Genomic DNA, 22,275 nt, shown 5'->3' with positions numbered 1-22,275 from the left:
TCGTAATCGTGTCGCAGTTAACCCCTTGGCAGCATTATCAGCAAGACCTTACCCGAGATGATTTTTCACATGATGCCGCACAAGAACAAGCGGTTAAGTCACTACAACGAGTCTATGATGAATTAATTGTCGCGGCTAAACCTGCATCTAGCGTGAGTAAATTATTTAGCGCAATAGGAATCAAGTCGACACCTACACCAGTAAAAGGTTTGTATTTATGGGGTGGCGTTGGCCGAGGTAAAACCTATCTGATGGACACCTTTTTTGATGCATTGCCAACAGATCGAAAATTACGTGCTCATTTCCACCGCTTTATGCACCAAATTCATAATGACTTAGGTGAACTCAAAGGTGTGCAAGATCCTCTGCTTACTATTGCAAAAAAGATGGCTTCGCAATATCAAATTATCTGTTTCGATGAGTTTTTTGTGTCGGATATCACCGATGCCATGCTGCTAGGAACGTTATTTCAAGCATTATTTAAAGAAGGGGTTGCCCTCGTCGCTACCTCAAATATCATTCCTGATGAATTATACAAAAATGGCTTACAACGGGTGCGCTTTTTACCTGCCATAGCCTTGATTAACCAACACTGTGAAATCTTAAATGTTGATTCTGGAATTGATTACCGTCTGCGTACTTTAGAGCAGGCAGAGATTTATCATTATCCACTCGATGAACAAGCTGACATCAATTTATTACATTACTTTGACCAGTTGGCGCCGGAATCTGAAAAACTTACTGCTCCTATAGACGTTGATGGACGTGCAATTCGAATTCGTCAGCAGTCGCAAGGGGTGCTGTTAATCAACTTCCGCGATTTATGTGATGGGCCTCGCTCACAGCGTGACTATATGGAAATGGCTTGCCTCTATCATACTGTGCTGGTGAGTGGTTTAGAGCAAATGGGCTCACAGCAAACGGGTGATGATATTGCCAGACGCTTCTTGGCTATGGTTGATGAATTCTACGAAAGAAATGTCAAATTGATTATTTCAGCCCAAGTCGAATTGGAACATATTTATACCGATGGCCAGTTAAATTTTGAATTCAGACGCTGTCGTTCAAGGCTGATTGAAATGCAATCAAGAGAGTATCTGGCGCTGGAACATTTGCCTTAAACTTGTAAACGATACTTTTTGAAAAGTCGGGCATTTTTTGATCATCGCTCATTAAGTGATTTATTTGAAATATTATCAAAAAGCAGGTGATCTTTGCTGTGGCTTTGCGTATAATCTGCGACCTGCCCGCGTTAATCCGCCAATTTGGGCGGAAGTTGTAAGCCAATATTCATGTTCGAAGGGGCAAGAATCGGTAATTTTGTGTTGATTGCAACCTGCAGTCGGCATGTGAGACAGAAAATTAACTTTGGGTTTTTGTAATAATGAAGACTTTTACTGCTACACCAGAAACTGTAACTCGTGACTGGTTTGTTGTTGACGCTGAAGGCAAAACTTTAGGCCGTATCGCAACTGAAATCGCAACTCGCTTACGTGGCAAGCATAAGCCAGAATACACTCCACACGTTGACACTGGTGATTATATCATCGTTATCAATGCTGAAAAAGTGACTGTAACTGGTAATAAAGCTGCTGGTAAGATCTACTACTCTCATTCAGGCTTCATTGGTGGCATTAAGCAAATCAGCTTTGAGAAGCTTCAAGCTCATAAGCCTGAAATGATCATCGAGAAAGCAGTTAAGGGTATGTTACCAAAAGGTCCTTTGGGCCGTGCCATGTTCCGTAAGCTTAAAGTTTACGCTGGCACAGAACATAACCACGCTGCACAACAACCACAAGTTCTTGATATCTAAACGGGAGGAGTAAGCAAATGTCTGCAACTCAGTACTACGGCACTGGCCGTCGCAAAACATCTACAGCTCGCGTTTTCGCTAAAGCAGGTAGTGGCAATATCGTTGTAAACCAACGTCCTTTGGATGTATATTTTGGTCGTGAAACTGCTCGTATGGTTGTTCGTCAACCATTAGAATTAGTTGAAATGACTGATAAATTAGACATCTATGTAACTGTAAAGGGCGGTGGTACTACTGGCCAAGCTGGTGCAATTCGTCACGGTATTACCCGTGCATTATTGCAACTAGATGAAGCTTTACGTCCTACTCTACGTAGCGCTGGTTTTGTTACCCGTGATGCACGTAAAGTTGAACGTAAGAAAGTTGGTCTACGTAAAGCACGTCGTAAGCCACAGTTCTCTAAGCGTTAATTCGTTTTTTGGATTCAAAAAACCCAGCATTTGCTGGGTTTTTTATTGCCTAAAATTTATCGTGTAAAATGTGCTTTGTGTGTTAATGAGGTTGTATAGCATCAATGTGAATAGGCCAGAAACATCGGCTGAAAGGTACATAACCTGAACTTGAGATGCAAGCAGCCCTTTGTCTTGCTAACTGCGTTATTCTTTACACAAGCAGGCTTGTAATAGGTCAGCTATTGGTGCGTCAATTCGTCTTGTTAGTAAGATAAATAACAAGTTTGATAGTGGTTAATGACTAAACTTTGATCTTTATAATTATATTCTCATCTCTTAACACTAGTTGAGGTTACATAATTAATGGAATTGGTATCAGTTAAAAAGAGGCTAAAACATGAATTTACCATTGTTAATGACCGCATTTGGCTTAGTTTTAATTATTGAAGGGCTTGGTCCGTTACTTTTTCCTAACAAGTGGCAAAAATATTTATTAGAGCTTTCTACACAAAAGCAAAATGTTCTCAGACGCTTAGGTGGATGTTTAGTTACTGCAGGAATTGTTTTATTGATTATTTTTCAATAAAACACTTGCCTATAACCCCCTAAAATCTGTTAAAATTCTATTTTATACCACAAGACGTTGCAGCTAATAATGGGCAAAAATGTAGTCGTACTCGGCACTCAATGGGGTGACGAAGGCAAAGGTAAGATTGTCGACCTTTTAACAGAACAGGCAAAATACGTAGTTCGTTACCAAGGCGGCCATAATGCCGGTCATACTTTGGTAATTGATGGTGAAAAAACCGTTCTTCATCTTATTCCGTCAGGCATTTTACGTGATAACGTAAAATGTATTATCGGTAATGGTGTGGTTGTTGCTCCTGATGCGTTGATGAAAGAAATCAACATGCTAAAAGGACGCGGCGTACCTGTCGAAGAGCGTTTATTAATTTCTGAAGCATGTCCGCTTATCCTTCCATTCCATTGTGCATTGGATATTGCTCGCGAGAAAGCTCGCGGTAATCAAGCCATTGGTACAACGGGTCGTGGTATTGGTCCTGCATATGAAGACAAAGTATCTCGTCGCGGTTTACGCATCGGTGATTTGTTTAATGCAGAACTTTTTGCGACTAAGTTACAAGAAGTGATGAAGTACCATAACTTCATGCTAACTGAGTATTACAAAGTTGAAGCCGTTGATTACCAGCAAACACTTGATGATGCATTAGCGATTGCTGATTATCTAAAAAGCATGTGTACTGATGTTAGTGAAATGCTTGATGTTGCGCGTAAAGCGGGTGAGCCAATTTTGTTTGAAGGCGCTCAAGGCACATTATTGGATATCGACCACGGTACTTATCCATTTGTGACTTCATCAAACACGACAGCTGGTGGTGTTGCGACTGGTTCAGGTTTTGGCCCTCGTCATTTAGACTATGTTTTAGGCATCATGAAAGCTTATACGACTCGCGTCGGTGCTGGCCCATTCCCAACAGAATTAGCCAATGAAATTGGTGATTATATTGGTGAGAAAGGCCAAGAGTTTGGTGCAACAACTGGTCGTAAGCGTCGTCCAGGCTGGTTGGATGCTGTGGCAATGCGCCGCGCAGTTCAAATCAACAGCGTTAGTGGTTTTTGTTTAACTAAATTAGACGTTTTAGACGGCCTAAAAGAAGTTAAAATTTGTGTTGGCTATCAATATGCTGATGGAACAGTTTCAAAGGTTACGCCTTTGGCTGCAGAAGGATATGATTTAGTTACCCCAATATATGAAACCATGCCTGGTTGGAGTGAAACCACTTTTGGTGCCACAACAATCGAGCAATTGCCTCCAGCGGCAATAAATTATATCAAGCGTCTCGAAGAGTTATTAGAAACGCCTATTGATATTATCTCTACTGGGCCGGACAGAAATGAAACCATGATTCTGGTTAATCCGTTCAAGTAAACTAAACAGGCCGCGATAAGCGGCCTTTTTAATGGGCGCAATTAACGGTAGTAACAGTTTCTATTCAAGAAATACGCTATACTGCCGATGGATAAGTCATGAAAGTGTCATCGAGAATCCTTATGTTGCGTATCTGTTTATTATTGTTGAGTGTGGTTTCGATCAATGTATTTGCGGTGACAGAAGCCGTCGATATCTATAGCGATCAACAATTGATTTCGCTCATCCGCTCAAATCAATATTTACAACGCGTAAAAGCAGACGACTGTCAGCTGGTTCAAGACATTGAAGCCCGTGCAGAAGTATTACAGCAACCCATGTATCAGTTTTTATGGGGCGAAATGCTTAATAACGGTGTTTGTGTCAAGGCTCATCCTTCTCGCGGCATGGCGCTACTGCAAACCTCAGCTGAACAAGGTAGTGCTGAAGCGATGGTAAAATTGGCAGATTATTATTATCGCGGTAAACTAGTGATTAAAGATCCCAATCGTGCAGTGCAATACGTGTTGCCTGCTGCAGCGAACGGTGATTTAACCGCAAGAATGACACTGGTTCGTTTATTTGGTGAAGGCTATGGAAGTCCTGCCGATTATGAACTTGGCTATCATTGGTTATATAACAGTATATTTGATGACGACGCCCAACAGAAAAAGGCCTCGTCTTTATTGCAGATGCTCGCTGCAAAAATGCCCGCCAGTATTGTGGCCAGGGCACAGCAGCCTCAGCTGTACAAACGTTAAAGGCTCCAAAATATGGAGCGAATTATTTGGAAATTGAATGATCAACGATCCTCATTTTGAGAGAGAACAAGACAAGTACGACAATCCTATTCCTAGCCGTGAGTATATTTTAGAATACTTGCGCGCCCAAAAGTCTCCTGTTACCCGCGATAAAATAGCTGAAGCATTATCTATTACAGATGAAGTGCCATTAGAGGCCCTACGTCGTCGTTTACGTGCAATGGAACGTGATGGCCAGCTAGTTTTTACCCGCGGTCAAAGTTATGGCTTACCTGAACGAATGGATTTATTGTCTGGTACCGTTTTAGGCCATCGCGATGGATTCGGCTTTTTTAAGCCAGATGAAGGCGGTGATGACTTATTTATTAATAATCGCGACATGCTGATGTATTTCCATGGCGATAAAGTGCTTGCTCAAAAAGCGGGTACCGATCGTCGTGGTCGTCGCGAAGCACGAATAGTCCGCTTAGTTCATGAGCGAACGGCTGCATTAGTTGGCCGTTATCATGTCGATGGCGGCATGGGTTTTGTGATTGCTGACGACAGACGCATCACCCAAGAAATATTAATCGCCAGCGAAGATACTCTAGGCGCGCGTGCCGGTGATGTTGTTGTGGTTGAGTTAACTCGTCGCCCTGGTCGTTTTGTTAAAGCTGCAGCGAAAGTGACCGAAGTCTTAGGTAAGACAATGGCACCGGGTATGGAAATTGAAATTGCATTACGTAATTATGATTTACCACATACTTGGTCAGCGATTATTGAGAAAAAACTCAAACGTATTCCTGATGAAGTTACCGAAGAAGATAAATTAGGTCGCGTAGATTTACGTCATTTACCGTTAGTCACTATTGATGGCGAAGATGCCCGTGATTTTGATGACGCGGTGTATGCTGAGGCAAAACCAAGTGGTGGCTGGCGTTTATGGGTAGCAATTGCTGATGTGAGTCATTATGTACGCACTGATTCAGCCTTAGATACTGAAGCGCGCTCACGTGGTAACTCGGTATATTTCCCATCGCAAGTTATCCCAATGTTGCCTGAGAAAATATCTAATGGTTTATGTTCATTAAAGCCAAAAGTCGACCGTTTATGTATGGTCGCTGAAATGACCATTTCTGCAGCGGGTAAGTTATCGGGTACTAAGTTCTACCCTGCGGTAATGCACTCTCATGCACGTTTTACCTATACCCAAGTTGCCGACATGCTAGAAGGTGGCGCAATTGCTCCTGAGCATGAAGCACTATTCCCACATTTGTTGTGTTTGCAGTCGTTATATCTGATCTTAGATGAGCGCCGAGCAGAGCGTGGGGCAATTGCTTTTGAAACATTAGAAACCCAGTTCATTTTTAATGAGCAACGTAAAATTGATAAAATTGTCCCAAGAGGCCGCAATCAAGCACATAAAATCATTGAAGAATGTATGATTTTAGCCAATGTGGCGTCGGCGAAATTTGTTAAAAAACACAAAGGTGAAGTGCTATATCGTGTTCACGAAGCACCATCAGAGCAAAAACTGGCTAATTTTAAAGAGTTTCTTGCTGAGCGCGGTTTAAGCATGGATGGCGGATTAGAACCGACTCCGACTGACTATCAAAATCTGATGTTAAAAATTGCTGACCGTCCTGACTTTGAGTTAATTCAGGTGATGTTATTGCGCTCAATGCGCCAGGCCGTTTACAGCCCAGACAACGAAGGTCACTTTGGTTTGGCATTAGAAGCTTATTCGCATTTTACGTCGCCAATTCGTCGTTATCCTGACTTAGTTTTACATCGAGTGATCAAATATTTACTCGCTAAAGAGCTGGGTAATGCCAACGATAAATGGACTCAAGATGGTGGTTATCTCTATCAGATTGAAGAGTTAGATGCATTAGGTGAAGAATGTTCTACCACTGAGCGTCGTGCAGACGAAGCAACCCGTGATGTGAGTGATTGGTTGAAATGTGAATATATGCAAGATCACGTCGGCGACACCTTCGACGCGGTCATTGCCTCAGTCACTAGCTTTGGTTTATTTGTCAGATTAAACGAATTATTTATTGATGGGCTAGTACATATTTCAAGTCTTGCCAGTGACTATTATCAATTCGATCCAATGCGTCAGCGGTTAATTGGTGAAAATTCTCGCCAAGTATATCAAGTCGGCGATCCTGTGACGGTTAAAGTTGCGGCGGTGAATCTTGATGATCGTCAAATTGATTTATTGATGGTAGGTGACAACACTAAAGGTGCGGGTAAAACGGCGCGTAAAGGTAGCAAGCCTACAACCGCACGCCAACGAGTCAATGCTGAAGGTGCTAAGTCAGCACGAGGTAAGTCATCTGCAAAGTCTGATAAACCTAAATCAGATAAGCCTAAGTCAGATAAATCAAAGTCTGACAAACCAAAGTCTGATAAGCCTAAAGCCAGCAAGCGTCGTTCAAGCGGAAAAGCTTCATCTCCAGCGGCAAAACCAGCGGCGGTAAAAAAACCTTCTGCAGTTGCACAAAAATCGGATGCAGCAAAACCAGATTCTAGCGTTAAGAAAAACCCTGCCAAGCGCAGCAAGAGAAAGTAATTAAATGAAAAAACAAGATACCATTTTTGGCATTCACGCCGTTCAAGCTTTGTTAGATAACAGCCCTGAACGTGTCATTGAACTTTGGCTGTTACAAGGCCGTGATGACGAACGCCTAACCCCATTAATTAATCTAGCGTCAACCTTTGGTACAACACTACAACGTGCTGCACGTAAAGTGTTAGATGACAAAGCGGGTAGCTCACAGCACCAAGGTATTGTGGCTCGCGTTAAGGCTGTTAAGCCTTTGACTGAAAAAGATTTAGATGAGTTACTTGATAAAACAGCAGTGCCTTTTTTATTGATTTTAGACGGTGTAACTGATCCACATAACCTTGGTGCATGTTTGCGTAATGCTGATGCGGCTGGGGTGCATGCGGTTATCGTACCAAAAGATAACTCAGTAGGGTTAACTTCAACCGTAAGCAAAGTTGCTTGTGGCGCAGCAGAAACCATACCGTTATTCCAAGTGACTAACCTTGCTCGTACTATGCGTCACTTGCAAGATAAAGGTGTTTGGATTGTAGGTACTGCAGGCGAAGCCGAAGGTAATGTATACCAAGCAGACCTTAAAGGGCCGCTAGCCATTGCTATGGGCGCAGAAGATAAAGGTTTGCGTCGTTTATCGCGCGAAGGTTGTGATTCACTCGTATCAATTCCAATGTCTGGAAGTGTGTCTAGTCTCAACGTGTCTGTTGCCACTGGTGTTTGCTTATTTGAAGCGGTTAGACAGCGTTTAGGTTAATCAGCCATAGATTAGCTTTGCTGCTAGCTGTATAACAAAATAATACGATCAAAAAACGGCGATATTAATCGCCGTTTTTTATTATCTAAAGCTCAAGATATTGAGTGTTTTACAAACTGCTTTAACCTTTTTATTAATTCAAAGCGGCTAATGCGTTCAGTTTAAATAAGTGCACTTTATATATATGTAGCTTAGATAATCAATTAACGTCTACCGATCTCATTATCGACATCTTCGTCATCCAATTCTTCATGCCCCAAACTGTCATCGTTTACTACGCTAGCATAAGCAGTATTATAACCTGCTTGCTCATCGGCATCTTCAAGCTCATCGTCGGTTGGATCTGGCACGCTATCAAATGCATCCTCGGAAGGATTGATCATTTGCTCGTTGACCATTTCAATATCCACACGTGGATCGAATGATGCCGCTAACGGTGAGCTGACTAAATCACCACCGGCCATAATGTAATCTCCAGTGGCAGTTTGCTCGGCTTTTTGGCGCAAATTAATCCACAATAGTCTTACTAATAAGGTAAACGAACACATGGCCATAAACCCATACAGCATTTGGTCACCTAAGACCTGCATTAAACCAGAAGCGACTAAGGGGCCAATACTTGCTCCAATACCGAAGGTCACTAATATGGTAGCCGACAGTCCTACTCGTTCGTGTTGATCTACCCGCGAGTTCGCTAAGGCCGTTGCTAATGGGTATAAGGTGAACGCTAAAATACCAAATAAACTGGTTAATATTAATGAATACACAGAGTGGAATGGAACGACCGTAATAATTAATACGATAACGCCCAATAATGTGCAGTTAATGCGAATTAATAAGCTGCGAGAAATAATGTCAGATAATTTACCCATTGGCCATTGGGCTAACAGCCCAGCAAAAATGGTACAAGACATGTAGAGTGCAACATGTTCAGGGTCAATGCCTTTGGCTGTGGCATAAGATGGCGCTAAACCATAAAAACAACCAACAATCATGCTTCCTAACGCTATTGTCGTTAAGGCTTGAGGTGCGCGTTTCCAATACAGACCCATTTGTAATGGCGCCGGAGTCAACGGTTCTGGGTGGATTCTGCGAGTGATTGAAATAGGCACAATGCATAATGCAAAGCATATGGCGATTAACAGCAGTGGTTCTATGCCTAAATCGGGATATAAGCTAATGGCTCCCTGGCCAGCCATTAACCCTAAGTAAGATACAATCATGTAACTAGCAAACACGGTGCCACGTTGACTATTTTCGGCCTGCTCATTGAGCCAGCTTTCTAACACCATATATTGGCACATCATTCCCATACCAACGGCAAGGCGCAATACTAACCATATGGTTAAGTTGTCGATTAAGGCGTGACCCAGTGCAGATGCTGTGACGATTCCAGCACAAGCAACAAAAGCTCGAATATGGCCCACTTGAGCGATAAGTTTATGGCCAACTTTGGAACCGCACACAAGACCAATATAGTAGGCAGACATCATGCCACCAATCCATATTTGTGGCACTTGCATAGTAGTCAGGCTTAAGCCCAAGTAGGTTGTTAGTAAACCTGCGGCAAGTACCATTAAAAAGGTGGTGCTATATAAGGATGCAAAACTGCGTAGCGGGCTGTCCATAACTGCGCCTTTATTGATTCAGTAGGGCTACGTTAGCCCTACTGATTGATTGTCTTGTTACGCTTCATTTGCGATCAATAATTATTGAAACGTGTACAACAAGTTGAATGTGGTGACGGTGTCGGTGTTTTTACTTTCATCAGGAACCACTTCAGTGTACTTGATGTTCATACCGATTTTAAATGCCCAATCTTGAATAAATGTATTTTTATAACTCATATCAAGGGTTAACGTGTTGTTATCTAAACCTGTTTCAGCTGTTACGTCGGCATTGAAGCTAGTGTACTCTTGCAGTTTTACCGTATATTTAGCCGCTGAACGTAAAATTACATCACGGTTTTCATCAGGGTTTGGCTCTGCAATACTGGCTTGCGGTTGGTCATAACGATAACCTGGGCCAGCTTCAAGGCTCAATTTGGTTTTATAGTTTTTAATTAGGTCAAAACCATAACCAGTAGAAATAGTCGAAATTCGGGTATAAGAACCAAACTCGTTCCAGGTAAATTCACCACGACCAAACACATAACCACGCTCTAATTTATAGTTAGACTGTAAAAACAATTCGTACTTTTCCGCAGTAGACTCAGTTCCATCAGCAGCATAATAAGCCTTTAATGTCGCTTCTTGTTTGGTACTCGGCGAGTCGTAAGTTAAATAAGTACGGCCGTTGAAGTTTTTAGTTTCGTTGTTACCGCTGTTTAACTGTAAACCGGCTTCAACTTCAGCATTAAAACTACTAGGCGGTTCTTGATAATCCGGTGGTACTAATGCCCATGCCGGAGCAGACAATAAAAAGAGGCAGCATGTTGTGACTATGTTTTTCATGGTTATCATTAGAGTGTTTTATTCTTGACGGCGTAAACGCGGTATTTTGGACTGCCGCCATCATACCTGTATTCAAGATTGCTGAAAAGAGTGAGTTAGTGCTTGAGTTTATTGCGCGCTTTATGTATCATCGCGCGCTCAAATCAGTCACTTTAATTCGTTCCTTGCCTCCACATTGGTCTGACTGAGCCAGAAAAGAGGCTACTTAACCGTAAGGAGCAATAAATGCGTCATTATGAAATCGTATTTATGGTTCACCCAGATCAAAGTGAACAAGTCCCAGGTATGATTGAGCGTTACACCGGTGTTATCACCGCTGCTAATGGTACAGTCCACCGTTTAGAAGATTGGGGCCGTCGTCAATTGGCTTACCCGATCCAAGACCTACATAAAGCTCACTATGTTCTTTTGAACGTAGAAGCATCTGCAGAGTCTATCGAAGAACTAGAAACAGCTTTCCGTTTCAACGACGCTGTTCTGCGTAACATGGTAATGCGCACTAAAGCTGCCGTTACTGAAGCTTCTCCTATGGCAAAAGCAAGAGACGAGCGTGATTCACGTCGTTCACCTTCTGATGACCGTAATGTAGAAGAAAGCGCTGAAGAAAACGCTGAATAATTTTTTGTGAATAATCACTTAATGTTGTCTGGAACGATAACTCGTTCAAGGCGATTAGATAGTCCTAGCGGTATAGCCCATGTGGTTATAACGGTAGAACATAAATCACAACGACAAGAAGTAGAAATGTTGAGAAACGTCTACTGTTTGATTCAAGTGGTATTAAGTGGTCCGCGCTTTGATAGCGTTGCAAATAAATTACAAGCAGGTGTGCAAGTTGATGTTGAAGGGTTTCTTTCACTACAACAAGGGCGAAATGGACAAAACCGTTTAGTCTTGCATGCTGAAAATGTCGAATTGAAAACTTAGGAGACTGTCAAAATGGCACGTTATTTCCGTCGTCGCAAGTTCTGCCGCTTCACCTCTGAAGGTGTTGTCGAGATTGATTACAAAGATATCGTTACTTTAAAGAACTACATCACTGAAAGCGGCAAGATTGTTCCTAGCCGTATCACTGGTACCAGTGCTAGATATCAACGCCAACTAGCTCGCGCTATCAAGCGTGCTCGTTATCTTTCTCTACTGCCATATACTGATTTACATCAGTAATATTGCAGTATTAATTATTCCTAACAGAATATTGAGGATTTGATAATGAACGTTATTTTGCTAGATAAAGTTGCAAACTTAGGTAGCTTAGGCGACCAAGTTTCTGTTAAAGCTGGTTATGCTCGTAACTTCCTTTTACCTTATGGTAAAGCAGTTGTAGCAAACGCAGCAAACACTGAAGTATTTGAAGCTCGTCGTGCTGAATTAGAAGCTAAATTAGCTGCTGAATTAGCTACTGCGACAGCTCGTGCTGATAAATTAACTGCATTAGAAGCTGTTGTTATTGCTTCTAAAGCAGGTGATGAAGGTAAATTATTCGGATCAATTGGCAACCGTGATATCGCTGATGCAGTTACTGCAGCTGGCGTAGCACTTGCTAAATCTGAAGTTCGTTTACCTTTAGGTGCTTTACGCACTACTGGTAGCTTCGAAATTGAAGTTCAAGTACACGCTGAAGTTAAAGCTGTAGTTAAGATTGCTATTGTAGCAGAAGCTTAATTACTGTTTAGCTCCATAAAAACACCGCCTCAGGGCGGTGTTTTTTTTATGTCTGCAATTTAATCCCTATCTTTATTGACACGATCTGTTTTAAGCCGTGCAGCTAATCGTTTGGGATCTTTCAATGCCAGAGAATATTCCAGTGAACCTCTATTTGATGGTCACTGGAATATTGTTTACCAGAGTTAGTTTGGCTCTTTTTCAGCCGCTGCTTTAGGGGTTACCACTACAGCCGCTTTGGCAGGTGCATCTGCTGTAACTTCGGACGCTGCTTTAGGTATTACTACAACAGCTGCTTTGGTCGGTACTTTCATTGCAACTTCTGCCGTTGCTTCAGGTGCGACAACCGTTATTGGTTCCGTCGTCGCTTTGACAGGAACTTCAGTCGCAACCTCAATTACAACATCGGGCGCTACTTCAATTACCACTTTGGCTGGTGTCTCAGTTGCCACTTCTGGGGCGACAACCGTTATTGCTTCCGTCGTCGCTTTGACAGGAGCTTCAATTGCAACCTCAATTGCAACATCGGGCGCTACTTCAATTACCGCTTTGGCTGGTGTCTCAGTTGCAACTTCAGGTGCGACTACTGTTACTGCCTTAGTCGTTGCTTTGGTAGGCATTTCAGTTACAGCTTCAGTTACAGCTTCAGTTACAGCTTCAGTGGCAACTTCAGGCAATATTTCAGTTGTCGCTATTGCAGTAACTTCAGTTGCTTCTCCTTCAGTCTTGGTCACTAAGGTTAACTCTTTTATCAAATTATCAGCGTGATCAACTTTATCCATCATCCACAAAATGTAGCGAATATCGACATGTACGGCACGGGTAATCGTCGGGTTAAAAAACCAATCTTTAGTGATCGCTTCGTAAGTTGAGTCGAAGTTAAGACCAACTAACTCACCTTTACCATTTAATACCGGTGAACCTGAGTTACCACCAGTAGTGTCAGCACTTGATAAAAAGTTAACCGGTACAGAGTTAAAATCGGCAGGCTTGTCTAAACAAGACATAAATTGACAACTGCTTTGCTGCTTATATACCGATGTGACGCGATGTTTACCTAAGTCATCAGCTTTAATCGCCGTCAATAGTTTCGCGGGAGCATTGTAAGGTGCTTCGCCAGTATTTTTGGCTAGGATGCCTGCTAAGCGAGTAAATGGTTGCTTGTATAATGCATCTTTAGATTGATAGCCATCAACCATGCCGTAAGTAATACGTAATGTGCGGTTAGCATCAGGGTATACAGGCCAGTTATTTGATTTGTAATAATCAATAATCGCCTTCATGTATTCAGGACGAACAGATGACAATTTACCTGCAAGTAGCTTTTCGCTCTTTTCCAATGCCATGTTAGTGTCATGAATAGCCACCGCTAAACGAATAAACGGGTCATCACTAACTTCAAAGTCTTCAGCTCTTTTACTCATCCACGCCAGACGTTTAGCTTGGTCGGTGAGTTCTGTTAATGCATACAAACCTTCCACTTTTGATTCTAGCTGTTCAAAATTGTCTGAGCTGCTTAAGGCATTATCAAACACTTCCGTTTTTAACGGTTGTCTTACATAGGCTTGTAAATCTTGTAGCCATAAAATTTTATCGACTACGGGATCGAAACTGCTATCGATACGTTTAAGTGCCGCTTTAAACATTTTCATATCGCGAAGCTGAAACCCTGACTCACGTTGATCATTAGGTTTCTTTCTTTCTTTAGCTAAACGGTACAGTTTGCTGGCAGCCTGAAGCATTTCGCTTGATTGGGCATTTTTAAAAAAATAATTGGTTTGCATCTGCTGATGTTTTTCAGCAAGAAGTGCTTCAAGATCATTAATCAGATTTTGGTTCGCGCCAGGATCTTTTTTAAGCCAAGCGAGAAAGTCATTTTCGCGTTGCTGTTTAATACCGACAATATCAGTAGCGTTAAAGCCATCTAATAAGCCATTCAGTTTTTTCATCCGGTTAGCCATGGAAGCCATCGTGCCGGCATATTTAAGTGCGATATCTTTATCTACATCGCCCATCAAGGTAATAGTATCAATTTGCAACTGGTAGCGTTTTGCGTAGGTTGGATATATCCAATCACTGGCAAACTGTAACTCGCTGGTTAAGTTGTAACGGCTGGTAGATCCAGGGTAACCAGCCACAAAAATACCATCGCCAGCTTTTACACCGTCTGCGTTTACTTTTAAGTAGCTTTTAGGCTGGTATGGCACATTGCCTTTTTTAAACGTTGCAGGCTTACCGTCTTTACCCACATAGGCGCGTAAAAAGGTAAAATCGCCTGAATGACGAGGGTATTCATAATTGTCGATATCGCCGCCAAAGCCGCCAACACTTTTGGGTGGTGCATACACTAAGCGTACATCTCGAATGATTAACTGTTTAGTTAAATAATATTCTAAGCCGTGGTGAAAACTGTTAACCGAGCAACGGTAGTTGTCATCAGTTTCGCAAACTTTAATTAATGCTTTTTTATTTGCTTGGATATCTTCAAAGCGTACCAAAGGTTCGGTGCTTAAGTTAGCCATGACGCTATCGGTCACGTTGGTAACTTCTTGGGTAATGTATAAGCGTTCGTTTGGCCCTGCAGAAGGTTCTTCCGCTTGGGTGTTTGCTAAAAAGCCATCAGCGAGGTAATTATGTTCTTTTTTGCTGTTATATTGTATGCCGCGATAAGCACAATGATGGTTTGTGACAACTAGGCCTTGGGGGGATACAAAACTGGCGGTACAATACCCCAAACTGACGACAGCATTCATTGGGTACTGTCCTAAATCGGCCAGTTGTGATGCGGGAATATCAATACCACGTTGCAGGAGTTTGTCGGCAATGGATGGCATTTGATACGGCTGCCATTGGCCTTCATCGGCAAAGGCTAAACCAGATGTCAGCACAAGTGCTGCAACGAATGCGATACGCATGTATTTTCCTTAAATAATTATTTTATGTCCGTTAAACGGAGCTGTTATTCTAGTTGGTAATGACGGCAAATTAAGCTAGACCACGGTGTTATACCATATTTTATAAAGTCGTTGGAAATTGGGAGTGTTAATGTCACAGCAAGGTGCTTTTAAAGCAAGAAACAGGCAAAAAGATGTAGAAGTTAATGCATTAAAGTTGCCGCCACATTCGATTGAAGCAGAACAATCCGTTTTAGGTGGATTGATGCTAGATGCTGAAGCGTGGGATCGTGTTTCTGAAGCGGTTGTGCCAGAAGATTTTTATTCTCGTTCTCATCGAATGATTTTCACGGCTATGCAACGTTTAATGGAATCGGGCCAACCGCTGGATTTAATTACCGTATCCGAACAGCTCGAAATTGAAGATCAATTAGACGATGCAGGCGGCTTTGCTTACTTAGGCGAAATTGCCAAAAATACTCCTAGTGCCGGTAATATTTTATCTTACGCAGACATTGTGCGAGAACGTGCCGTAGTACGTGACATGATTGCCGTTGCCCACGAAATTGCTGATGCGGGTTATAACCCAGAAGGCCGTGATTCAAGTGCATTATTAGATTTGGCTGAAACCAAAGTCTTTAAAATCGCAGAAATGCGTACCAATGCTAATGAAGGCCCGGAAAACATTAAAAGCATTCTTGAAAAAACCGTTGATAGGATTGAGCAACTTTATAACAATCCTCATAACGGTGTTACAGGTGTTTCAAGTGGTTTTAATGATTTAGATAAAATGACCGCAGGCTTTCAGTCTGGCGACTTAATTATTGTTGCCGCGCGTCCTTCTATGGGGAAAACCACCTTCGCGATGAACTTGTGTGAACAAGCCGCCATGAATGAAGACAAACCAGTGCTTATTTTCAGTCTCGAGATGCCGTCAGAACAGATTATGATGCGTATGTTGGCCTCACTTGGCCGAGTAGACCAAACCAAAATCCGTACTGGTCAGCTAGACGATGAAGATTGGGCGCGCGTGTCTTCAACCATGGGTATTATGCTTGAACAAGGTAAAATGTACATCGATGATGGCTCAGGGTTAACCCCAACCGAAGTGCGTAGTCGTGCCAGACGTATTGCGCGTGAGCATGGCGGGTTATCAATGATCATGATCGATTATCTGCAATTAATGCAAGTGCCGTCGTTAAAAGATAATCGTACCTTAGAAATTTCAGAAATCTCTCGTTCATTAAAAGCCTTAGCCAAAGAATTAGAAGTACCTGTTATTGCACTGTCACAGCTTAACCGCTCGCTAGAGCAACGAGCCGATAAACGCCCAATTAACTCTGACTTGCGTGAATCGGGTGCGATTGAGCAGGATGCCGATTTGATTATGTTCATTTATCGCGACGAAGTGTATAACGACAGCTCTGAAGATAAAGGCACCGCAGAAATTATTATTGGTAAACAGCGTAACGGACCTATTGGACGTATTCGCTTGGTATTCCAAGGCCAATTCTCTCGCTTTGATAATTATGCTGGGCCGCAATTTGAAGAAGATTAATCATTGATTAGATTGTATTTGTGTTTTTAGTATCGTTATTTATGATATTAGCTTATCTCTGTTAGTGAGGTCGCATTTATGGCACTAAACCTCCTAACAGACAGTAAGACGCGCCATGTTTTTTATTGTTTAATTAAGGCAATCTATTGAAACCTTTTCCTCGTGCAGAAATCAGTCGTTACGCATTGCAAAGTAACTTGGCACAACTGCGCCTTATTGCGCCCAATAGTAAAATTATGGCAGTGGTTAAAGCCAATGGTTATGGCCATGGATTATTAAATGTTGCTGAATGTGTTGGCTTATTAAATTATGTAGAAAGCGTCTGCAAGTATCATGGCGGCGCAGATGGTTTTGGATTAGCAAGGCTTGAAGAAGCGTTGCAACTCAGAGAAGGCGGTGTAAAAGGTAAGCTTTTATTATTAGAAGGTTTCTTCCGTCAGTCTGATTTACCCACACTGGTTAGCCACAATATTGATACTGTGGTTCATCATGAATCGCAATTGCAAATGCTTGAAACTATCGCGCTAGATAAGCCTGTCACCGTATGGATAAAAATTGATACTGGTATGCATCGTATTGGCTTTAGTCTTGAACAATTCAACAGTATTTATCAGCGCTTGCTGGCTTGTCCGCAAGTGGCTAAACCGATTCATTTAATGACCCACTTTGCATGCGCCGACGAACCCGATAATCCTCTCACTCAAACGCAAATGAATGCCTTTGAGCAACAGGTTAGCGGCTTAGAAGGCGATCGCACCTTAGCAAATTCTGCAGGTACCTTATTTTGGCCAACAAGCCAAGCCGACTGGGTAAGACCCGGCATTGCGCTTTATGGTGTATCTCCGGTTGTGGGTGATCGAGGCGTTAATCATCGATTAATTCCAGCGATGGAGTTAGTCTCCAATTTAATCGCGGTGCGCGAGCATAAAGCCGGTGATAGTGTCGGTTATGGTGCATCTTGGACCGCTAAAAAAGACACTCGTTTAGGGGTTGTTGCCATTGGTTATGGTGATGGTTACCCACGTAATGCGCCAGAAGGCACACCGGTGTGGATTAACGGCCGCAGAGTACCGATAGTCGGTCGAGTGTCTATGGACATGTTAACCGTAGATTTAGGTGCTGATGCACAAGATAACGTCGGCGATAGCGTTCAACTGTGGGGTAAAGCACTTGCAGTAGAAGAAGTGGCCGAGTACATTGGTACCATAGCTTATGAGTTAGTCACTAAGCTTACGCCGCGCGTGGTAGTTGAATTGCTCGATTGAGCATGAGATTGATATAAACAATGCCCAATACGTAGATAACGTGTTGGGCATTGTTGTTTTAGATGCTTTTTTTAGGAGCTGTAGTTTTGAGGCTCTGTTGTTTTTAAGAATTGGGTGCCAGTGTTAGATTCAGTTTTTCACTTTGGTGTTAACTTCTAATGTTCGATTAAGAGTCTTCAAAACAAATTTCAATAAAAGCGTTACCGAATTCGTGGCTAAAAGGCATCATGATTTTTTTACCACGCGCTTTATGAGAAATAGTATGGTTTTTACCAGATACAACAGCCGGTGTCGCCATATCAAAGTCGTAACCTTTTTCACTGAGTAAGTTTTTAGCGCCGCCAGTCACCATATTCGTAATTTCACCGACTAAATCAGTCACCTCATCATTAATAAACTCAGGCTTTTCACCAAGCATTTTATTCATGATTTCAAGAATAAGCGGTTGCTCGAAGGTAATCGACAGTGAGCCACGAGTTTTAGGCCCGACCATACCAATCAAGCCTGATACGTCACCTTTTGCAAGGTCATGGTTTTTTAATTGTGGTTTACCTGGCTTAAGATCCATGGTTGCCATGGTTGAGATAACATTGATTAAAGACACAAGAAATGGGTTGATGAATTCAACGTTCATAGGCAAAGCAATCCTTCTACATTTAAAAGAGTGGCATAGTATAGAGAGAGGGCATAAAGAGTGCGTAACGTTACACGGCCCTGTCATTATAGTAGCTGACTAACACAAATACTGACTATATCAGCAAAGTGAAATACAGGTTTAAGCTTAGAGCACAAAAAAGAAATTGATAGTGACATTAATGGTAAAAATATTTCTATACCGTTATTTAGTGTAACAAAAGTCTAGAATGAGCAGTTAATTTACTATGGTCGGTTTAAAGCTACAAGGGCTGAGCTGAGCATCAATTGTTTAAGCCGCCGACTAAAGTTGTTTCTAGCTTGGAGCTAATATTGATTTCCCATGCACTTAAAGTAATTAGCGCGACAATGAAGACTGCACGTTTTGAATATCAAACGATGATAAATTCTGTTAATACCACATCAAAGCGAGGCTCACTAGTTGATAAGCACAGCAACTGATACGCTCGAGTGCATCTTTTTCATCATGCTGATGTTTGATAGTTCATTATGTTAAGTTGTTGACTGTAATTGTAGTGTCTCAGCTTGGGATTTCTATTGGCTAATCATGTTTTTAAGGCTGTGTTGGCTTCTTGAAAAGTTAAGATGATTTAATCGTCTTACATCAATAAGATAGCAAATGTAGGATAAATCAATAACGCAATCACTAAACGTTATGTAGAACAAGGATCAAACAAGTGTCGAAATCTGTAGCAATCACAATAAACGATCAATTTTCACGAGTTGAGTTTCTGAAAGATAGAACGCCAGAAACCACTAATGAACAAGCGAAAAATGCTTTTGCGCTATTATCTGAATATCGAGACGGTGGAATATACATCGCTCATTATTCTGGTTTTAGTGAGTGGGAAAAGCATCCAAAAGGTGACGAGTTTGTTCAGGTTTTAGGGGGAGAAACTACATTGGTTCTTTTAGTTGAAAACGTAGAGCAACGTAACCTTTTATCAACGGGGAAAATGCTGGTTATCCCCAAAGATGTTTGGCATCGTTTTGAATCACCAGAAGGTGTTAAAGTCATGACAATAACGCCGCAACCAACAGAACATAGTATCGAGCAGCCAAACGGTATATAACAAATGAAAATAGGCTGCGTGAAGCCGTATTAAGTACCCAGTATCGCGAGTTGTCCGATTTGGTGAAGCAAAAATGCTGTCGTGCAAAGTGCCGTTGTGAAAAGTGGTAAGAAGATAAACCTTCGTTGACTCTGCTTTTTGCTCCTTAAACTATTGTTGTTTAGATTTCATGAATTTTAATATTAATTTTATTTTGATGAAAAAACCTACCGTTGTACAATAAAAATAACTAAAATAAGAGGTGTTCTATGGATGGAAAATCATTAATCGTTATTTTAATAATGGTGTCAGCTTCAGCTTCTGCAGAAGTCTATAAGTGTGCGGATGGTAAGTATCAAGCAGACCCGTGCGACGACCAAAGTGAACCGTTAGATTTAAGTAATGTAGGTAGTGTGGTTGCACCATCAAGAGGTTACCCTGAAAACCTAACGAACGAGACAATAGATGCAAGGCAGCAGGATAGTGCTGTTAATTCGCGTGATAAAAAAGCTGAAATCGCTCAATACTTACGTAAACAAAAAATTGAACGTGAAATTAGAAATCTCGAAAAAGAACGGAAAAAAGCGTTCAAAGATCGTGATGACAAAATTGAACAATTGCGTACAACTGGTAAGCGAGCTAACAATAATTTAGCGGGTGCAACTTGGCAGCAAAGTCTAGCGCAAGAAATGACTGCAGTTATGCAACAGGGCAGTACAGAAGTCGAATCAATTGATCGTCAAATATCTGCGCTTAGGTCTGAATTAAAACAACTGTAAACCAAATAAACTAATCAATAACCGTGGCTGCCAATAGCGAGTCTTTCTTTACGCGAATTAAGTAATGCTACTTACGTGTATTATCAGCTTTATCATGTTTATGAATGCTATAAGACGCCATAATTTTGGTTCCCCACTTCCATTTGCCCAATGCATTATGGCTCCCTATGGGGGTCCCCCTAGTAACTAAAAACGTTTTAAAATGTGTGAAAAAACTCAAAAAGTGAGAGGCGTTAATTCAGTGAATACAACGTCAAAGCTAGCCATACCAGCAAATACACTCTATCGCACCGTGATCTTTCCCTAAATCAGTAGACACTTGCTTCTCGATGATGGGTTAATGATATAATTAGCCATTACTTAGGGCAGCCCAGTTTTTTTAGCCTAATTTATGACTTCCTTACTGGCTCCTTGTGCAACAACGATTACCCAAAATGCAGCTAAAAAGGTGCATCAATACCGCAAATTATGAGTGTGAAAAATTCAGTGAATACAACGCCAAAGCTAGTGATACCAACAGATACGCTTGATCGCACCTTTTCCATTGCGCCGATGCTGGATTGGACAGATCGCCACTATCGTTACTTTGCACGCCTTATGTCGAGTAAAGCCTTGTTGTATACCGAAATGATCACCACGGGTGCGATATTGCAAGGTAAGGGCGACTATTTAGCTTATAACGAGCAAGAGCATCCTGTGGCCTTGCAGTTGGGTGGCTCTAATGCTGTTGATTTAGCGGCGTGTGCCAAATTGGCTGCTGAGCGCGGTTATGATGAAGTGAACCTCAATGTAGGGTGTCCGTCTGATAGAGTGCAGAATGGTCGCTTTGGTGCATGTTTAATGGCTGAACCTGCGTTAGTTGCGCAATGTGTTGATGCGATGAAACAGGTAACGGATATTCCGATCACGGTAAAAACCCGTATTGGGATTGACGAGCAAGACAGTTATCAATTTTTAACGGATTTTATTGAAACCGTGAGCGCCCAGGGCTGTAGTGCATTTACGATTCATGCGCGTAAAGCGTGGTTACAAGGGTTAAGTCCGAAAGAAAATCGTGAAATCCCGCCGTTAGATTATGATCGGGTTTACCAGTTAAAGCGTGATTATCAGCACTTGAACATTAGCATTAACGGTGGCATTAAAACCCTTGAAGAATCTAAGCTGCATTTAGCCCTGTTAGATGGCGTGATGGTGGGGCGTGAAGCTTATCAAAACCCTTATATATTGGCGCAAGTGGATCAGCAGTTGTGTGGACTCGATACAGCGGTTATTACTCGTCAGCAAGTCATTGAGCAAATGTTGCCGTATATTGAATCTCATTTAGCCCAAGGTGGTCGTTTAAACCACATTACCCGCCATATGATTGGTTTATTCCAAGGATTGCCGGGTTCGCGTGGCTGGCGTCGTCATTTGAGTGAGAATGCTCATAAGCCTAATGCTGATATTGGGGTGGTGCTTAAAGCTGCTGAGTTTGTCGATGCAGCAGCATTGGCCAGTGACGAATCTACTTTAATATAATTCTTTCTATTAATAGGTTATATGCAGAGGTTATATCAGGTAGTTATGCCGCGAGGTATTTCAATAGGATACGTTGTGAAATAAACGCTCAGACGGTCATGTTGAAACCGCTGTTAGCCTATAAAAAGCGCCTTTTATTAGGCGTTTTTTGATTTTGACTCCCTTGTAAAATCAGCTCAAGAATCCATAAAGCCTGCTAGACGCTAGACGCTAGACGCTAGACGCTAGACTGTAGTGGC

21 protein-coding genes are annotated in these 22,275 nt (G+C 41.9%); 17 read left to right on the top strand and 4 right to left on the bottom strand.

From position 1 onward, the window contains the following. Positions 1 to 8 precede the first annotated feature (8 nt). The 8 genes from zapE (at position 9) to rlmB (ending at position 8,198) form a co-directional block, all read left to right on the top strand. Positions 9 to 1,121, top strand: a complete 1,113-nt coding sequence (gene zapE / locus H5181_RS16220) for a cell division protein ZapE (protein WP_011638798.1) — start codon at positions 9 to 11, stop codon at positions 1,119 to 1,121. 263 nt (positions 1,122 to 1,384) lie between these two features. Further along, positions 1,385 to 1,813, top strand: coding sequence for a 50S ribosomal protein L13 (gene rplM / locus H5181_RS16215; RefSeq protein ID WP_011638797.1), 429 nt, complete (start codon positions 1,385 to 1,387; stop codon positions 1,811 to 1,813). Between the two features lie 17 nt (positions 1,814 to 1,830). After that, positions 1,831 to 2,223, top strand: coding sequence for a 30S ribosomal protein S9 (gene rpsI / locus H5181_RS16210; protein WP_011494965.1), 393 nt, complete (start codon positions 1,831 to 1,833; stop codon positions 2,221 to 2,223). Positions 2,224 to 2,602: 379 nt separating this feature from the next. Further along, entirely contained in the window at positions 2,603 to 2,791 is a 189-nt protein-coding gene (locus tag H5181_RS16205; protein ID WP_011638796.1) for a DUF2065 domain-containing protein, read from the top strand. A 69-nt stretch (positions 2,792 to 2,860) separates the two neighbouring features. Further along, positions 2,861 to 4,156 carry an adenylosuccinate synthase gene (locus H5181_RS16200; RefSeq protein ID WP_011638795.1) on the top strand — a complete coding sequence of 432 codons (1,296 nt, stop codon included), beginning with the start codon at positions 2,861 to 2,863 and terminating at the stop codon, positions 4,154 to 4,156. A gap of 122 nt (positions 4,157 to 4,278) precedes the next feature. Next, positions 4,279 to 4,896 (top strand): SEL1-like repeat protein, encoded by a 618-nt coding sequence (locus tag H5181_RS16195; protein ID WP_041413726.1) that lies wholly within the window; start codon positions 4,279 to 4,281, stop codon positions 4,894 to 4,896. 37 nt (positions 4,897 to 4,933) lie between these two features. Further along, on the top strand, positions 4,934 to 7,453 hold the full coding sequence (gene rnr / locus H5181_RS16190) for a ribonuclease R (protein ID WP_182751524.1): 2,520 nt from the start codon (positions 4,934 to 4,936) through the stop codon (positions 7,451 to 7,453). Positions 7,454 to 7,457: 4 nt separating this feature from the next. Beyond that, positions 7,458 to 8,198 (top strand): 23S rRNA (guanosine(2251)-2'-O)-methyltransferase RlmB, encoded by a 741-nt coding sequence (rlmB, locus tag H5181_RS16185; RefSeq protein ID WP_011638792.1) that lies wholly within the window; start codon positions 7,458 to 7,460, stop codon positions 8,196 to 8,198. 203 nt (positions 8,199 to 8,401) lie between these two features. Here the strand turns inward: rlmB and H5181_RS16180 are convergent, their stop codons facing one another. Both H5181_RS16180 and H5181_RS16175 read right to left on the bottom strand, forming a co-directional pair. Continuing rightward, complete coding sequence (locus H5181_RS16180; RefSeq protein WP_182751523.1) at positions 8,402 to 9,826, bottom strand: MFS transporter; 1,425 nt, start codon at positions 9,824 to 9,826, stop codon at positions 8,402 to 8,404. An 81-nt stretch (positions 9,827 to 9,907) separates the two neighbouring features. Then, positions 9,908 to 10,660: a DUF481 domain-containing protein gene (locus H5181_RS16175; protein WP_011638790.1), complete on the bottom strand. Its 753-nt coding sequence runs from the start codon at positions 10,658 to 10,660 to the stop codon at positions 9,908 to 9,910. Positions 10,661 to 10,876: 216 nt separating this feature from the next. Here H5181_RS16175 and rpsF point away from each other — a divergent pair, with 216 nt between their 5' ends. The 4 genes from rpsF to rplI are packed head-to-tail and all read left to right on the top strand — an operon-like array spanning position 10,877 to position 12,316. After that, positions 10,877 to 11,269, top strand: a complete 393-nt coding sequence (gene rpsF / locus H5181_RS16170) for a 30S ribosomal protein S6 (RefSeq protein WP_011638789.1) — start codon at positions 10,877 to 10,879, stop codon at positions 11,267 to 11,269. Between the two features lie 21 nt (positions 11,270 to 11,290). Next, positions 11,291 to 11,578 (top strand): primosomal replication protein N, encoded by a 288-nt coding sequence (gene priB / locus H5181_RS16165; protein WP_011638788.1) that lies wholly within the window; start codon positions 11,291 to 11,293, stop codon positions 11,576 to 11,578. A gap of 12 nt (positions 11,579 to 11,590) precedes the next feature. Beyond that, a complete protein-coding gene (gene rpsR, locus H5181_RS16160) occupies positions 11,591 to 11,818 on the top strand; it encodes a 30S ribosomal protein S18 (protein ID WP_011638787.1) in 228 nt (75 codons plus the stop codon). Positions 11,819 to 11,863: 45 nt separating this feature from the next. After that, the gene (gene rplI / locus H5181_RS16155) at positions 11,864 to 12,316 is read left to right on the top strand and encodes a 50S ribosomal protein L9 (RefSeq protein WP_011638786.1); all 453 of its coding nucleotides are present in this window, start codon (positions 11,864 to 11,866) and stop codon (positions 12,314 to 12,316) included. Positions 12,317 to 12,501: 185 nt separating this feature from the next. Here the strand turns inward: rplI and H5181_RS16150 are convergent, their stop codons facing one another. Then, the gene (locus H5181_RS16150; RefSeq protein ID WP_182751522.1) at positions 12,502 to 15,231 is read right to left on the bottom strand and encodes a S46 family peptidase; all 2,730 of its coding nucleotides are present in this window, start codon (positions 15,229 to 15,231) and stop codon (positions 12,502 to 12,504) included. Between the two features lie 130 nt (positions 15,232 to 15,361). Between H5181_RS16150 and dnaB the strand changes: the two genes are divergently transcribed. Beyond that, positions 15,362 to 16,768 carry a replicative DNA helicase gene (gene dnaB / locus H5181_RS16145; protein ID WP_011638784.1) on the top strand — a complete coding sequence of 469 codons (1,407 nt, stop codon included), beginning with the start codon at positions 15,362 to 15,364 and terminating at the stop codon, positions 16,766 to 16,768. 146 nt (positions 16,769 to 16,914) lie between these two features. After that, a complete protein-coding gene (gene alr / locus H5181_RS16140; protein ID WP_182751521.1) occupies positions 16,915 to 18,033 on the top strand; it encodes an alanine racemase in 1,119 nt (372 codons plus the stop codon). A 166-nt stretch (positions 18,034 to 18,199) separates the two neighbouring features. Here alr and H5181_RS16135 read toward each other — a convergent pair whose 3' ends face one another. After that, on the bottom strand, positions 18,200 to 18,667 hold the full coding sequence (locus H5181_RS16135) for a chemotaxis protein CheX (protein ID WP_011638782.1): 468 nt from the start codon (positions 18,665 to 18,667) through the stop codon (positions 18,200 to 18,202). Positions 18,668 to 19,364: 697 nt separating this feature from the next. On the opposite strand from H5181_RS16135, the gene H5181_RS16130 reads away from it, so the two are divergent. From H5181_RS16130 to dusA, 3 genes are all read left to right on the top strand, one after another. After that, positions 19,365 to 19,760: a cupin domain-containing protein gene (locus H5181_RS16130; protein WP_011638781.1), complete on the top strand. Its 396-nt coding sequence runs from the start codon at positions 19,365 to 19,367 to the stop codon at positions 19,758 to 19,760. A gap of 248 nt (positions 19,761 to 20,008) precedes the next feature. Beyond that, a complete protein-coding gene (locus tag H5181_RS16125) occupies positions 20,009 to 20,518 on the top strand; it encodes a hypothetical protein (protein ID WP_182751520.1) in 510 nt (169 codons plus the stop codon). A 468-nt stretch (positions 20,519 to 20,986) separates the two neighbouring features. Next, positions 20,987 to 22,036: a tRNA dihydrouridine(20/20a) synthase DusA gene (gene dusA / locus H5181_RS16120; protein WP_182751519.1), complete on the top strand. Its 1,050-nt coding sequence runs from the start codon at positions 20,987 to 20,989 to the stop codon at positions 22,034 to 22,036. Positions 22,037 to 22,275 lie beyond the last annotated feature (239 nt).

The sequence above is a fragment of the Shewanella sp. SG44-2 genome, assembly GCF_014164215.1.
GTDB classification, from domain to species: Bacteria; Pseudomonadota; Gammaproteobacteria; order Enterobacterales; family Shewanellaceae; genus Shewanella; species Shewanella frigidimarina.
The sequence above is the reverse complement of the archived record's forward strand: the minus strand, read 5'-3'. Positions and strand labels throughout refer to the sequence as shown.